This is a genomic window from Streptomyces sp. CAU 1734 (assembly GCF_039888735.1).
In the GTDB taxonomy this organism is placed as follows: Bacteria; Actinomycetota; Actinomycetes; order Streptomycetales; family Streptomycetaceae; genus Streptomyces.
The window spans coordinates 115,665-129,899 of record NZ_JBDQQP010000012.1; the positions used below are offsets into that span (position 1 = coordinate 115,665).

At 71.6% G+C, this 14,235-nt stretch carries 17 protein-coding genes; 7 read left to right on the plus strand and 10 right to left on the minus strand.

Features of this window, described 5'->3' with window-relative positions; all coding sequences use genetic code 11:
* Positions 1-272: 272 nt before the first annotated feature.
* The 7 genes from trpA (at position 273) to AAFN69_RS23390 (ending at position 6,920) form a co-directional block, all read left to right on the plus strand.
* A complete protein-coding gene (gene trpA, locus AAFN69_RS23360) occupies positions 273-1,106 on the plus strand; it encodes a tryptophan synthase subunit alpha (RefSeq protein WP_347730647.1) in 834 nt (277 codons plus the stop codon).
* Between the two features lie 59 nt (positions 1,107-1,165).
* Entirely contained in the window at positions 1,166-1,906 is a 741-nt protein-coding gene (locus AAFN69_RS23365; RefSeq protein WP_347730648.1) for an HNH endonuclease family protein, read from the plus strand.
* A 318-nt stretch (positions 1,907-2,224) separates the two neighbouring features.
* Positions 2,225-3,058 carry a helix-turn-helix domain-containing protein gene (locus AAFN69_RS23370; RefSeq protein WP_347730649.1) on the plus strand — a complete coding sequence of 278 codons (834 nt, stop codon included), beginning with the start codon at positions 2,225-2,227 and terminating at the stop codon, positions 3,056-3,058.
* Positions 3,059-3,334: 276 nt separating this feature from the next.
* Positions 3,335-4,099, plus strand: a complete 765-nt coding sequence (locus AAFN69_RS23375; protein ID WP_347730650.1) for a hypothetical protein — start codon at positions 3,335-3,337, stop codon at positions 4,097-4,099.
* A complete protein-coding gene (locus AAFN69_RS23380; RefSeq protein ID WP_347730651.1) occupies positions 4,096-4,314 on the plus strand; it encodes a hypothetical protein in 219 nt (72 codons plus the stop codon). The genes AAFN69_RS23375 and AAFN69_RS23380 overlap by 4 nt, the downstream gene beginning before the upstream one ends.
* Positions 4,315-4,598: 284 nt before the next feature.
* Positions 4,599-5,843 carry an MFS transporter gene (locus AAFN69_RS23385; protein ID WP_347730652.1) on the plus strand — a complete coding sequence of 415 codons (1,245 nt, stop codon included), beginning with the start codon at positions 4,599-4,601 and terminating at the stop codon, positions 5,841-5,843.
* Between the two features lie 270 nt (positions 5,844-6,113).
* Positions 6,114-6,920 (plus strand): hypothetical protein, encoded by an 807-nt coding sequence (locus AAFN69_RS23390; RefSeq protein WP_347730653.1) that lies wholly within the window; start codon positions 6,114-6,116, stop codon positions 6,918-6,920.
* 74 nt (positions 6,921-6,994) lie between these two features.
* Here the strand turns inward: AAFN69_RS23390 and AAFN69_RS23395 are convergent, their stop codons facing one another.
* From AAFN69_RS23395 to AAFN69_RS23440, 10 genes are all read right to left on the minus strand, one after another.
* Positions 6,995-7,213 carry a hypothetical protein gene (locus AAFN69_RS23395; RefSeq protein ID WP_347730654.1) on the minus strand — a complete coding sequence of 73 codons (219 nt, stop codon included), beginning with the start codon at positions 7,211-7,213 and terminating at the stop codon, positions 6,995-6,997.
* Positions 7,214-7,660: 447 nt separating this feature from the next.
* Positions 7,661-8,272: a cell envelope biogenesis protein OmpA gene (locus AAFN69_RS23400; protein WP_347730655.1), complete on the minus strand. Its 612-nt coding sequence runs from the start codon at positions 8,270-8,272 to the stop codon at positions 7,661-7,663.
* Positions 8,269-8,607, minus strand: coding sequence for a hypothetical protein (locus tag AAFN69_RS23405; protein ID WP_347730656.1), 339 nt, complete (start codon positions 8,605-8,607; stop codon positions 8,269-8,271). Before AAFN69_RS23405 ends, AAFN69_RS23400 begins: the two co-directional genes overlap by 4 nt.
* Before the next feature lie 45 nt (positions 8,608-8,652).
* Positions 8,653-8,955: a hypothetical protein gene (locus tag AAFN69_RS23410; RefSeq protein ID WP_347730657.1), complete on the minus strand. Its 303-nt coding sequence runs from the start codon at positions 8,953-8,955 to the stop codon at positions 8,653-8,655.
* Positions 8,952-9,155, minus strand: coding sequence for a hypothetical protein (locus AAFN69_RS23415; protein WP_347730658.1), 204 nt, complete (start codon positions 9,153-9,155; stop codon positions 8,952-8,954). Before AAFN69_RS23415 ends, AAFN69_RS23410 begins: the two co-directional genes overlap by 4 nt.
* A gap of 298 nt (positions 9,156-9,453) precedes the next feature.
* The gene (locus AAFN69_RS23420) at positions 9,454-10,671 is read right to left on the minus strand and encodes a phosphoadenosine phosphosulfate reductase family protein (protein ID WP_347730659.1); all 1,218 of its coding nucleotides are present in this window, start codon (positions 10,669-10,671) and stop codon (positions 9,454-9,456) included.
* 39 nt (positions 10,672-10,710) lie between these two features.
* Positions 10,711-11,502: a hypothetical protein gene (locus AAFN69_RS23425; protein WP_347730660.1), complete on the minus strand. Its 792-nt coding sequence runs from the start codon at positions 11,500-11,502 to the stop codon at positions 10,711-10,713.
* Entirely contained in the window at positions 11,502-11,777 is a 276-nt protein-coding gene (locus tag AAFN69_RS23430; protein WP_347730661.1) for a hypothetical protein, read from the minus strand. Before AAFN69_RS23430 ends, AAFN69_RS23425 begins: the two co-directional genes overlap by 1 nt.
* Positions 11,778-12,343: 566 nt before the next feature.
* Entirely contained in the window at positions 12,344-13,309 is a 966-nt protein-coding gene (locus AAFN69_RS23435) for an AAA family ATPase (protein ID WP_347730662.1), read from the minus strand.
* A 174-nt stretch (positions 13,310-13,483) separates the two neighbouring features.
* Positions 13,484-14,194, minus strand: coding sequence for a hypothetical protein (locus AAFN69_RS23440; protein ID WP_347730663.1), 711 nt, complete (start codon positions 14,192-14,194; stop codon positions 13,484-13,486).
* Between the last annotated feature and the right edge of the window lie 41 nt (positions 14,195-14,235).

The window sequence follows — 14,235 nt, forward strand, 5'->3', positions numbered from 1 at the left end:
AACCCGCCGCCGGGACACGGGAGTGAAATCCGCCGGTGAACCGCTCCTGCCGCCCCAGGAGCGACGGCGCGGCTGAGGAAGCTCGCCCGTTCGCGGGTGACGGCCGGCGGACCCCGGTCGGGCTGACCACGAAGAAGGAATCCCGTGGTCAGCCCGACCCGGAATCCGCAGTCGCTGCACGCGGCCGGGGCCGATCCTGCTCCCCCTGCTCGCCCTTGCACAGCTACGCCGGGCGACCACCACCCCCACTCCGCCGCGAAAGGCGCTCCGCGATGACCACCCTGACCCCCGCCGCCACCGAACTGACGGCGCTGCTCGCCCACCGCCGGAGCCCGGCCCTCGGCGCCTTCCTGCCCGCCGGCTTCCCCAACTGGACAGCAGGGATAGAGACCCTGCGCGCCTTCACCCGCCACGGAGCCGACTTCCTCGAGATAGGCGTCCCGACGCCCACACCGACCCTGGACGGACCGGACATCACCCAGGCCTACACACACGCTCTCAGCCAGGGCGCGGGGATGGCGCACGTCCTGTCCACCGTCCGTCTCGCCGCCTCCAGCACCGGCGTCCCCGTGATCGTGATGAGCTACTGGGCGCCGGTCCGCGAGTTCGGCGCCACCCGCTTCGCCCAGGACCTCGCCCGGGCCGGAGCCGCCGGAGCGATGATTCCCGACCTTCCCCTACCGGAAGCCGCCGAATGGATCAGCGCCGCACACCACGCGGGGCTCCACACACCGCAGTTCGTCCCCCGCAGCGTCACAGACACGCAACTGGACGACCGTGCAACCGCCGCCTCCGGGTGGCTCTACGCCCCGGCCGTCTCCGCGCCCACCGGCTACCGGGGAGACCTGGACCTGTGCGCTTTCCGCGCCTTCACCGCACAGCTGCGCACGCGCTCCCCGCTCCCGGTCGTGGGCGGAGTCGGCATCTCCACACCCCGTCTCGCCTCGCAGGTCGCTCCGTTCGTGGACGCCGTGGTGATCGGCTCCCCGCTCATCCGCCCCCTGCTCGACCGCTCCGCCGGCGGTCTCGAAGGCGCGCTCGAACAGATCCGGTCCTTCGCGCATGCCCTGCACACGCCCGCGCCGCAGCACGCGGACCCCGCGTGATCCCCCGCGTGCGGGCGCCGCAGCGGACGCCCGCCCGATCAAGAAGAGGCACCGCCGAGTTGAACACCCCCACCCGCGGCACGGCCGTGACCCTCCTCGTGCTCGCCACCGCACTCACCGGATGCTCGCTTCCCGCCGACGACAGCACGAGATCCGCCGCTGGCGGCCCGGCATCGGCCGCCACCGCGCAGAACACCCTGGACCGCCTCACGGTCAAGAATCCCGGCGCGATGTCCGGATACGACCGCGAGGGCGCGTTCGGCCCGGCCTGGTCGGACACCACGACCGCTCCCGGGTCGAAAAACGCCTGCGACACCCGCAACGACATCCTGCACCGCGACTTGGACCGTATCCGCCTCAAGGGCACGTCCCGGTGCGTGATCGCCGCCGGTGTCCTCGCCGACCCCTACACCGGCAAACGAATCTCCTTCGTCCGCGGACCGCAGAGCGCGAGGGTCCAGATCGACCACGTCGTCGCGCTCGCGGCCGGCTGGCGCACCGGCGCCGCCCGCCTCACTCAGGAGGGACGACGGGCGCTGAGCAACGACCCCCTCAATCTGGTGGCCGCCGACGGTCCCACCAACGCGGCCAAGTCCGACGCGGACGCCGCCGCATGGCTGCCGCCCCGCGCATCCTTCCGCTGCGCCTACGTCGCACGGCAGATCGCGGTCAAGGCCAAGTACGGGCTGTGGATCACGCCGCCCGAGAAAGCCGCCATGACCCGGGTCCTGGCTGGCTGCCCCTCCCAGCCGCTGCCCGGCGACACCAGCGAAGGCGTCGTCCTGCCGGATCCGACGTAACCAGGAGAAGCCGTGCAGCAACGAAACGTTCCGCCCGTCAGGAATCAGAGGCCCGTGCGCCGCCCCCGGGCCGAGCCCCTGTCTCCACCCCCGGAATGGCGGGCCCAGTACCTCTTCGTGGAACCCCGATACGACAGCACGGCGTCCACGCCGGACGACGACGAAGACGACGAGGCCGGAGTACCGGACCTCGCGGGGGGGCCGGTCATCCGGCCCCGCCGGCGATACCGACCCTGATCCCGCCGGCCGGGAAGCCGCGCAACGGCATCCGGCTCCCTACCCGTCCGGCGCGCCGCACCTGACCCGGAGGCTCCATACATGCCCAGCACCGTTCCGCCGAGGCCCTCCTCGTCCGCGCCCTGGTCCCCGCCCGCGAACCCGCTGGTCCACACCGCCGTTCACGGCGCGCGCCGGCACCCGCAGTCCGCGGGCCGCGGCTTCCGCGTCCTGCGCGCGCTCCTGCGGCTGGGCCCCCGCGATGAACACCAGCTCGCCGACATCGCCCGCGCCGCCGGGCTGCAACCCTCACACGCCTCCAAGCTCCTCAAGGCCGCCACCCGGGAGCACCTGGTGGAACACGGCATCCGCCGGGGCACCTACCGACTCGCCCCCGCGGCCGAACCCCTCGCACCCTCGCGCACCAGCCCCACCACGCACAGACCGGTCCGCCGCATCCTCGAACACCTTCAGGAGGAGACCGGACTCGCCGTCGCCTGGCACGAACCGCACTACCGGCCCGGAACCGGCCTGCACCTCACCCTCGTCGACCTGCTCTGCCCCAGCCCCGAACTCCGCACCCCCGCCAAGCAGCAGGACCCTGACCCCAGGACCACCGCCGCCGGACGCGCAGCCCTCACCTACACGCCCGCCGAACTCGCCGTCACCGCCGACGACCACTCCCTCCACCTGCCGCCCGGCATCCAGGACACCATCCGCTCCACCCGGATCGCGCTGCGCCGAACCCCCGGCACCTGCACCCTGGCCACCCCCGTCCTGCGCGCGCAGCACCTGGTCGCCGTCCTCAGCCTCACCGGCCCCGACCAACTGTTCCACGACCCTTTGAGGGCCCAGGAGTTCGCCGTCCTGCTGCGCCGGTCGGCCGGCCGCGCCACCGGCCCGCACCGCGAGCCGTCCACCCGCCAAGCCGCCTGAAAGAGAGGTAGCCGCCGTGACCTCACCCCGGCTCCTCGCGAACGGCGCCAGCACCGACCACCCCGCGCCCGGGCTCCCGTTCGTCGACGACACCCACCTCGGCACCCGTGAGCTCCAGGGCTCACCCACACCCCGCCTTCTCCGGAGCCCGGACCCGGCCTGCCGCGGACTGGTGTGGACCGTTCACACCCATCCGCACCTCGGCCGCACCGTCTGCTGTACGAAGCGGGCCCGCACGGCACCGGACCGTGGGACTGGAGCCCGCACCGGCCCCTGGTGGCCCGGGCAGGCGGGTACTGGTGGGACGGCTCTCGCTGGTACCGGCCGGCCCAGCTGTGGGACGAGGCCGCTGACGCGTTCGAGCAGCAGCCCGTGCCCGCCGCGTCCACCGTCACCGCAGCGGACCTGATCGACGATCCCCGGGCCGACCCGGACCGCGGTCTCCTGCACCAGGTGTCCGACCTCCCCGGCCCGAGCACACCGGGCGACGGCCCGCAGTGGCTTCACGACCTGGCCCGCTGGGCGGCCCGCCGCCCAGCGGGCCCGCCGTCCGAGCGGTGCGTGGTCACGGTGGCCGCACCCGAACTGGCCGGAGACCGCCTGATCGGCACCCCCGGCCTCGCCCAGGCCGCCGCCATCAGCCCCTCGGCGTTGCGCGCCTACATCAGCCGCGGGCAGGGCGAGGTACCCGAACCCCAGGCGATCGTCACCGGCCGGCCCATGTGGTCCAGGCCCGTCGCCGAGAACTGGGCCTCCCACCGCTCCCGCCCCGCGGCCGCCCGCTGGCCGTCCCGCCGCAGGCGCCCGCTCCTGTTGCCGGACGCCAAGCGAACCCGCGACCACCTCGGCCCGTCCTGCTCGCCGGGCTGTGGGAGGACCCCGAGAGGCGTGCACGCTGGGCCCTTCGGCACCGCACACGGGAGGCCGTCCAGGAAGTCGCCGACGACCTCGCCCACCTGGCTGCGGACCGGCTGCCCGGCCCTCCGCCCACCCCTGTCCTCGCGGAGGTCCTCACGCAGGCGGCCCTCGCCGGCCTCATGACCGGCACCGCTCCGTCGGCCGCGACCGCCGAACTGTTCGGCTGGCTGTCCCGGAACCACCCTGGCGAGGCCGAGGATGCGCTCACCGCCTTCGCGGAGCACGCCGAGCTGCGGTTCGGCGTCCCGCGTGCCGAAGCCGGCCGGCTGCTCCGCGCCGAACAGCAGCACGCCGGTGTGACCCCGCTGCGGGGAGCGGCGCACCCCGGACATGGTTGAAGCGCGAACCATGTCCGGGGTGCGCCGACCCGGCCGCCGGGGCCCCGCCATGCGTCCTACGTTCACTTCATCCCCGAACCCGGGGTGTCGGCCCAACTGAAGAGGAGACGCTCATGCGCCCCCGTCGCAACAGCACCCGATCCGTCCGGCCCCGCTCCGTGCGCCCGTAGGGTCACGAGCACACGAGCACCACTCGAAGGCGGCCGCACCCCCGGGTACGGCCGCCTTCGGGCTGTCCGCCCCCGTTCACGACGACCGCAGGCCGGGCCTGCAGAGGGACCCGCATGGCCATCCACGCACCCACCAGCGCCACCGCCGCTCCACCCGCGCGCTCGGCACGCTCCGTCGTCCGGATTCTGATCGCCGCCTCCCTCATGGTGAAGGCCGTCGGATTCGGCTGGGACTTCCTCGGCTACTACGTCGCCGACGGGACGGGGCACGGCACCACCGCGGCCGGCGCTGCACTCACGGCGTTCGGGATCGGCTGGTGCCTGGGCCAGGCGTCGGCCGGCTGGCTGACCGACCGTCTCGGCCAGCGCACCGCCCTGGTCGTCCTGATGACCCTCTCCGCGCTCGCGTGCCTGGCCCTCGCCGTCGTCACCTCCCTCCCCGCGCTGCTGGCCGTCTCCGTGTGCCTGGGCCTGACGATGGAAGTCCACCAGCCCGCCGTGTCGGCCGCCATCAACGAGACGATCCCCACCGAGGCGGGGCGCACCCGCGCCCAGGCATGGCTGTACTGGGCGGCCAACGTCGGAATCGCCGTCTGCGCCGCCGCCGGCGGCTACTTCGCCCACCACCACGGCTACCGGATCCTTTTCGTCGCCAACGCCCTGGGCTGCCTGGCCTTCGCGGTCGTCGCCCGCCGCGTCCTCGCCCCCAGACCGCCCAGCCGCGACACCCAGCCGGTCAGCTACCGGCAGGTCCTGCGCGACCCATCCCTGCGCTGGATCACCGCCGTCGCCGTCTGCTCAATGATCTGCGCCTGGGGGCTCGTCTCCGTCATACCCCTGCTGATGACGGACGACGGCCTCCCCGCCACGGCCTACGGCACGGCGATGGCCGCCAACACCGTCGCCGTCCTTCTCCTCACCCCGCCCCTGATGCGCCTGCTCATCGGCCGCGGCGACACCGTCCGCTTCCCCTACGTTCCCGTCCTCGCCACCGGCGCCGCCATCCTCGGCCTCGGCATCACCATCGCCGCCTTCCAGCACACCGCGATGGGCTACGCGATCGCCGCCGTCGTCCTGGTCCCCGGCGAAATCTGCTACAGCGTCGCCATCGGCGCCTACATCTCCACCGCCGCCCCGCCCGCGGCCACCGGCCGCTACCAGGCCGTCGTCAGCGGAGCGACCGCCCTCGCCTCCCTCCCGCCCCTCGGAATCGCCCTGGCGCTCGACGCCGGCGGCCGCCCGCTGGTCGCCGTTCTCCTCGCGTTCAGCGCAGCCCTCGCCGTGGCCCTGTGCCACCCCCTCGCCCGCACTCTCAACAACCCCAGCACCCACCACCCCGACACCTGGAGCCGACCATGACCGCGAAGTTCACGAACCTGCCCTGGCCCGCCCCCGCACCCAGGCCCGCCCCCGCCGAACAGCACCCGGACCCGGGCACACCGGACCCCGACCGCGCCGAAGAGCATCCCGGCGCACCGGGCGCGCCCGGCGCCGACCGCGTCAACCGGTGGAACGCAGGAGGCTCCACACCGCCCCGCCATCCCGCCGGACAAACGCACGGGGTGACGTGACCAACGATCCGGACTGACCAGCAACTCGCCCACGAGCAAACGAGACGTGAGGACGACCATGAGCAACACGCCGACACCGGAGGCCGACACCGCCGCCGCACCGGCGCGCCCCCGATTCCTCCTGCGGGAGATGCGGTCAAGCTGCGCCACCCAGCGGATATGGAAGTGGACAATCCCGGCGTTCGCCGGCAGGCTCCCCGACGGCCGCACATACAACACCTGCCCCTCGGCCGGCATCTGCAAGGACCTCTGCTACGCCCGATCGGGCACGTTCCGCTTCTCCAATGTCCTGCGCCTGCACCAGAGCAACCTGCAGTACGTGCTCGACGAACCGGAGAAGTGGGAGGAGCAGATGTCCGCGGAGCTCCAGCACGCACGCTACCGGCCGCGGGACTCCCGCGCCCACGTGCGTGTCCATGACAGTGGCGACTATTTCAGCGTGGAGTACCTGGACGCGTGGATGCGTATCATGCGCAGCGCGCCGGAGGTGGTCTTCTACTCGTACACCAAGGAAGTCGCGCTCTTCGAAGAGCGCGTACGGCCGGCCCCGCCGGACAACTTCCACTGGCGCTACTCCTACGGCGGCACCCAGGACGAACTCATAGCCCCGGGCCACAACCACGTAGACGTCTTCCCCGACGAGGAATCGCTGGCCGACGCCGGCTACACCTCTCAGGCGCCGTCCGACCTGCGAGGAGCCTACGGGCCCGAAACCCTGGGCATCCCCGCGAACAACATCGCCCATCTGAAGAAGAAGCAGGGCGCCAGCACCTTCCGGGCGCTGCAGAGGGCGGCCAACGCCGAGAAACGGGAACGCCGCAGCAAGCGGACCGGACCGTCCTCCCGCCGGCCGAAGGCGGACTGAACCACGGCGCCGCAGGGCCGGGAGCCAGAAACACGCCCGGCCCTGCGCGGCGCACCGGGCAGCGGCGGTCCTCTCTACCCGCCCGCCGACGGTTCCCGGGAAGTGCAGTCGGGGCAGAGGTCACGGGAGGGCCGGTAGCGGCGGCTCCAGCCGCGTTCGGTACGCAGGAGTCGGCGGAGTTCGGCATGGGTCCAGACCCGGATGGGCCATGTGCCCTCGGCCCCGCAACGGTTGTCGCACTCGCTCGGGTCGGTTCCGTCGCAGCGGATGACGAGATAGCTGTCAGCGGTCATCGGCGGCCTCGTCGTCCGGGGCGAAACCGGCCCCGCAGGATTCGGGGCAGGCGTACGCGCGGGGCTCCGGCGGGCCCGTGGAACGCGCAGGTCTTCCGTCCCTGCGCAGCCGGGTTGCTCCAGTGGTGGGTGACGTGCTCGGTGGTGGTGGACCGTCCGGCCCGGGTGCGGCGGCGGTGAGGACACCGGTAGCGGACGACGGTCAGGGCGATGGGCTGGTCACTCACAGGCGGCTCCTGGGCTCGGGGCGGGCGGGTGCTTGGCTGATCCGGTCGGGAACGGGCAGGCCGCGGTCGGGGTGCGCTTCTGTGGGACCGCGGGCGAACCGGGCGGATCCGGGGGAGCGCTGAGCGGGGTTCCGGTTGGCTGATTGTCGTCGGCACCGCTCGCCTCCTGCCACGGGCCCCGTGGCAGGAGGCGATGGAGAGGGCACCGGGGACAGGGTGGTCACAGGTCCAGCGCGCGCATCCGCCGGGTGTGCACCTCGTCGAGGTGGTGCCGAGGGCTGCGGCGCAGCGGCCGGATACGCAGGACGGGGACGTCGAGGTCGATGCCGAGGAGCTGTCCGGGCTGCTGCGGGTTCTGCTTGACCCGGTAGTGCCGTCTGTGGATCATCCAGGAATCCCACGCGTCGGCGGGCCGGCCCGAACGGATCTCGTGGTGGGGGTCGGGCAGCATCCGCGGGCAGGGGCAGGCTGGATCCGAACATGGCTTTCCTGCAGGGTGGTTGACGCTCGCCGCGGTGGTGCGGTACTCGGCGACGGCGCCGCTGAGCATCGGGCACGCGCGTGCGGAGTACGCGAGGCATTCGGGGTGGAGACCGGGTTCGGGGGCCGCACCGGCCTGAAAGTCCATGGGCCGAACGGTGAGGCAGAGGCGTTCATCGAGTTGCTGACCGCATATCTGGCACAGCGCCCGCAGCAGCGCCAGCGACCGGCGCCGGGGGTTGATGGCCCCGAACACGGCGTGCCCCGCGTGCTCGTAGGAGATGAACGGGACCACGAGGCCGCCGGCCTGGGGACGTTCCCGGCAGCGCACGGGCACGGGAGGCTGGCTCACGGGCGCGCCGTCCCTTCTGCCGGGGCGCGAAGCACCATGCGCTGTGCTGCGGAGTCCCAGTCGCATTCGGCGTAGAGCCGGTTGAGGTCCGTGAAGGGCGGGACGCCGGCTGCTGCCTCGGCGTCGCTGGGGAGAATGAGGAACCCGTACTCCCAGCACTCGGCGTCGCCGGGCCACTGGCCGGTCCAGACGGTGTTGCCGCAGGCGGTTCCCGGATGACGGCAGTCCGAGAGCTGTCGGCCGGTTACCGCGCAGCGCGCGACGTCGCAGCGCGGGCGGTGGTAACTGCCGGGGCGTACAGAGCAGTCGGCGCAGACGGCGGGATTGTCGGGCATGACTCCTCGAAGGGGATCGGGGAAGGGGGAACTGGGGAAGCGGGCTCAGCTCTGGTGCCCGGCGGTGTTGCGCGGCAGCCGGTCTGCCAGGTCGGTGGCCCAGGCGGTGAAGGCGGTGGGCGGGCGAAACCGGGCGGACGTCATCACCGACCACAGCTCGTCCGTGGTCACCAGGACCCGGGGAACGGCAGACGAAGCGAGCGGCGGGCGGAAGGCCAGGGCGCGGGCGACGTCGCGCAGGAACCACCGCAGCACGCCGTCGTGCACGCGCACCCGCAGGTACGCGGTTTCCCAGACGATGGTCGTGGTCCTGTGGCTGCGCCTGCCGGGCACGGGACGGCTGCTCACGAGGTGACGTCGCTGGTGAGGCCCTCGCCGTTGAACGGCCGGTCGACGGCAACCGGGTCGGGCAGCAGGCCGCTCGCGTCGTCGTGTTCGAGATCAATGGTGCTGGTGATGCTGCCGGAGGAGAGGACCACCGGCCAGCGGGAGTCGGATCCCTGCGCCGGGTCCAGGAGCCCGGAGAGTTCGGGGTCTAAGTCGCTCATTCCGGCGAGTGGGAGCAGAGCTGTGGGCGAAGGCGCGAGGGTCAAGAGGGAAGAGCCTTTCGTGAGGCGAGGCGGGCGGTTGGGCGGTGGACTATCCGCTGCTGGGTAGGCGGCGAACCGGTGGGCGTCTGGCGGTGGGTGCGCCGGTGGCAGGGGAGGAGCGTCACCGGGGTCGGGGCACCGGGTGGTGTCCGGTGGGCGCCTGCGGGGGCACTCGCCCACGTGACCGGGGCGAGGGGCGGGGTTGGCTGGGGAGCCGGAATGAGCATGTTGGGGCGGCGCTTCTTTCGGGCGGGCGTCAGGCGGCCAGGGCCAGTCGGCGGAGGTAGTCGGTCGCCGCGTCGTCGCCGAGGTGGTGGCGGATCGCGTCGCCCCGGCGCCAGGTGATGGGCCCTTCGGCTGCCTCCAGCCGGGCGGCTTCCTCGACGACCTGGGCGAGGCTGAACTGATTCTTGAACCGGTGCCCGATCCGCCCCTCCAGGTCGACGTACGTCTTGGGGGTCGGGAGCCCGAGGACCCAGCACAGCCGGACGGCCCTCACCAACACGTCGAAGGACGCCAGGATGCAGAAGATGCAGCTCAGGCGGGGAATGAGGGTGTCGTACACCGGGTGGTAGTCGAGCGCGTTGTCCGCGATCTCCTTCCAGATTGCGGTTTCGGAGAGATGGAACACCGGATGCCACGTCAGTACGAGGCGGCGGCTGCTGCTGGCGCGGTGGTCGATGGCGAGTTCGTGCTTCTGGCGACGCGAAAACGATTCAGAGGCCCGGATGCCCAGGCAGTTGACGAGCAGCGCCTGTTCGTCGAGGCCGAGTTCGTCGACGATCTGGGTGAAGACCTTGGCGGCTTCGTCCCGCTTGAGGGTGGAGGTGCACAACCGGTTCTGGGCGTCGGGCCACAGGCCCCGCTTCTCGACCATGCCGAGGAACCCAACGGGTGCCTTGACCACGATGAAGCGCACACCGTACCGCTCCGCCTGCTGCCGGGCGAGGTCGAGCACTCCCGGCCATTCCGCGTCCTGGCCGATGTCGGCGTGGACCACGACGACCTTGTCGAGACAGCCGACGGAATCTGCCCACCGCACCACACGGTCCACGGTCACGATCGAGTCCTTGCCGCCGCTGCTCTGCACCAGAAGGGCGTGAGCGGCCCGGATCAGCGTCTTGGGCATGGCGGACAGTTCGGCCAGCAGCGCGGTCTCGGCGGCCCGCCGGGCACCCTTGGTACGTGGCTGTCCGGAACCGGCCAGTTGCCGGGTTCGGGCGAGTGCGGTGCCGAGGGTGGTGTCGGCCCGCTCGGTTGCCGTGAAGGCGCGACGCCACCGGACCGTGGCCGGGGTGACCTGTGCGGCCCGGGAGGTGTACTCGGCTTCGGCGCGGGCGAGTTCGCGCACCGCTTCCTCGACGCGGGAGCTGGGAGCGGCCCGCAGGGCGAGGCGGAGCCGGCGGCAGTTGCTCTCTGCGCTGGCCGAGAGCCGGATGAGCTCGAGAAGGCCCAGACGGGCCGGGAGGTCCATGACAGCAGGTCCTTGAGGCGGGAAGGGAGGTGTTCGGCGTCAGGCGGTGAAGGCGCAGTCGTTGCGGTCGGCGAGCCAGGTGACGAGGGAGAGCGCCAGGCGGGCGCTCGCCTGCAAGACGTCGAGGCCGCCGGGAGGGCGCCTCTCGACGACGACGCCGCTGTGGATGAGCCGGGCGGTCCAGGGCTTGCTGTGCATCCAGGACGGATGCCGGGCGCTGTAGGTGTAGCCGTCCGGGTTCCAGACCTCGCGGAAGAACTGCGCCTCCACGCCCCGGCACCGGTAGACGACGTAGGTGTTGTCCAGCGAATCGGTCTCGACTCCGGCGCTCAGCCCGTATGAGGCGAGCGCGGCGATCAGATGGTCGCTGGCCGGTGTGTCGTCGGCCTCGGGCAGGCCCACCAGGCGGCGGCCGAGGTTGGTGATGTGCGGGTGCAGCTCACGGTTCCCGGTCCGCTCGCCGTGCCGGGTGAGCTGGACGGCCAGTCCCTCACGGAGCAGTGAGGCGAGGATCCGGTCCTGGACCATGGTGTCGATCCGGCCGGGTTCGGTGGATGTGAGCACGCTGAGGAGTGCGGTGGCCTTGGCGGGGCTGAGCAGCGCGTACCGGCCCTTGGGTGTGATGCGGTAGCGGATGAGCAGAGGACCGTCGTCGGCGGCCGGCGCGGTCGTGAACCACCCCCGCTGGCGCAGGACGTTCAGCGAACGGGTGGGCACTCCAGGCGGGAGCAGACCGTCCGCAGCGCGCAGGGCCGCGAGCAGCCAGGCGCGCTGGCGGAGGTTGGGTACGGGGGCGTCCGGGTCGGGGGCGAGGAAGGTGGGCACGGTCATCACACTCCGGAGTCCAGCGCGACCCGCGGGTGCTTGCCACGCTCGGAGGCCCGGCCGAGCCCGGTGAGGCCCGTGTCCACCCCGTCGTCGAAGTCGTGAGTCTGGGCGCGGCCGCCGTAGTGGAGCGTGGCATCGTCGCTGCGCCAGCTCTCCTCGAAGCTGAGGCTGAAGGTCACGGCGTCGGGCAGGCCGGTGCCGGTGCGGGCGAAGTGTTCCTTGAGTTCGGGGATCAGTGACCTCCCGGGTAGGGGCGAGGGGTGGCTGCACCACCCCATCCATCAATTATTGTACCCCAAAAGGGGGTGTGAATAAAGTGAAAGACATCTTCAAGGGTGTGTCGGGGGTCGGTCGCTGGTGAGGGCCTCGCCGGGCCGGAGGGAGCTGCCGGCCTCGATGAAGTGCTGCCGTGAGAGGGAGGATTCGGTGTCGTAGTCCCCGTAGGAGCCGAAGCGGTGTCGCACCCGTCGCACAGTGCGGAGCCCTCGGCCTGGTCATCGGTGAGAGGTCCGGCGGAGGTGTTGCACAGTCCGGCGGGCCAGGGGAATGCGAGCTTCCGCAGCGACCAGGTGAGTTCGTCGTGCACGTCGGTGTCCGACAGGTGGTGGCCGGCGAGGACGGTCAGGGGGCGAGCGGAGAGGGCCGCCAGGAAAGCGAAGGGGCGGGTCGCGCGTGGGGCGCAGGGGTGTCGTTCATGGTGCTCCGCGAGTCGTGGCTGCGGTGGTACGCGGCCTGGCCCGGATGGTCGCACGGGTCCTCTGCTGAACGGTGGGGGCGGGTGCCCGCGGGTTACGGGCCGGTGCCCTGCCCCGGCGGGCCGTTGCGGCGGCCCGCCGGGCGGAGCTCAGACGGTGTGAGTGTCCTGTCGGGCCGTTGTCTTCAGGGCCCTGCCGCGCCGGATGATGTAGTCGTCCAGGCGGATGAGGCTCTCGGCGTCGTCGTCGGTCATCAGGACGTCTTCGAGACAGCGTCGCCGTACCGTGTTCCGCAGCTGGATGAGTTCGGCGTACGTCGTTTCGTGGCGGCGGGCCTGGGCGACCAGCTCCGCGACCGGCTCCGGCGGGGTGGCGGGCTCGCCGTCCTCCAGCCAGGTCCGGACCCGGGCTGTGAACTCAGGCCCGGGCCGGGGCACGACGGTTCCCGACAGCTCGGGGGAGAGCGCCTTGACGACCACGAGCGTGTTGTCGGAGTCCATGGCGCCGACGAAGTTGAACTCGTATTCGGCGCCGTCGCGGTGTTCGGGGCGGCCGCCGAAACGGCGCATCGCGTGACGGCCCTGCTCGTCGGCTTCCAGGTGGTAGTCCGTCTTGGTGCGCAGCGTCGCGATGACGTGCCCCGGGTAGGCGAACAAGGCGTCCCACATGCGGCGTTCACGCGGCCGGACCTCGTCCCAGCCGGACTTGGCGCCGCCGGAGCCGCGCTTGGACGCGTCCCCGACCTGTTCGAGGATGCCGCCGTGACCCGACCAGAACAGCGTGTAGGTGTCGACGACGACGGTTGCGTACTCCTGGGCCGCGCATTCGGCCAGTGCGGCGACCAGGGTCTCCGGTGAGCAGTAGGTGAGCGGGGGGCAGGTGTGGAAGTCGAACCGGCCGGCGTACTGGGAGGCGTGGCCGTGAACCGATTCGATGACGGCAGTGGACGGGCCGAGCCCGGTGGCCATTTCCAGGGCGGTGTACGTCTTTCCCGAACCACTGGGCCCCAGGAGAACGATCCGGCCCGGGGACCGTGTCTTGACCGCGCGGGTGAAAGAGAATTCCGGGTGACGCGAGCGCGAAGCGAGGCTCGCGCCTTCCTGTGGATGCGCCATGGTGTCCGTCAAGCTTCCTCCGGGAACACCTCGGTGGATACAGGGCGGAGGTCCGGTGACTCTCGCGGAGGGCGCCGAAGCGCCCTCCGCGAGGCCGGAACCAACCCCTTCTGACGTCTATAATAATACCACAGGTACATCAGAGAATTGCAGGTGGGAGACGGTTCCCGTCAGCTACGGGAGGTCTCGCCCCTGAGACTCGGCCGCCTTGCGGGCGTAGTAGTTGTCCCCGGGCAGGAGCCGGAAGGGCTCGCCCTCGGCGGTGTACCCGTCCGGCCTGCGGCCGGCGTACCGCCGGGCCTGCCTTTCGGGGGCGTCCTCCTTCCACTTCTCCAGGGTTTCCAGCCACCAGAAGGGCCGTCCGAGCTCGTCCGTTCCATCCTGTTCGGGTGCGCGGCCGTAGCTGCGGGAGGAGGTGAAGCTGACTTCGCTGCCGAAGCCGGCGATCGACCAGGCGTGGGGCACGTAGTAGCGGTACCGCCCGCCTGTTCCGGGGCTGACGCTGAAGGGCTTCCGGCCGGAGTCGGGGTCGGGTTGTTCAGCCCGGTTCGGGTCGACCGTCGGCTTGACGGGAGACCATCTTCCGGGGCCCTTCTTCTGGATCTCCTCGACGGGGTTCCCGTCTTCGTCCATGTAGCCCACGGCCTTCAGCAGGGCGACGACCACGCTCCGCGGGTATCGCGGGGTTTTGTCGTCAGCCTCCGGTGTTTCGACCTTCATGGCCTTGGCGACCGACGGCAGCGGCGGCAGTGCTTCCTCTGCTCCACCGTCCTTGGGGCTCTTGCCTTTGCCCTTGCCTTTGTGCCAGTTCTGAGCGGTCGTGCGGTTCACGCCGGCAAGTTTCGCGATGTCGGTCAGATTCAGCAGTTCGTCTGTGCGGGCCATGACGGCTCCCTTGATACTAAAATTCAACGTATGACGGATGT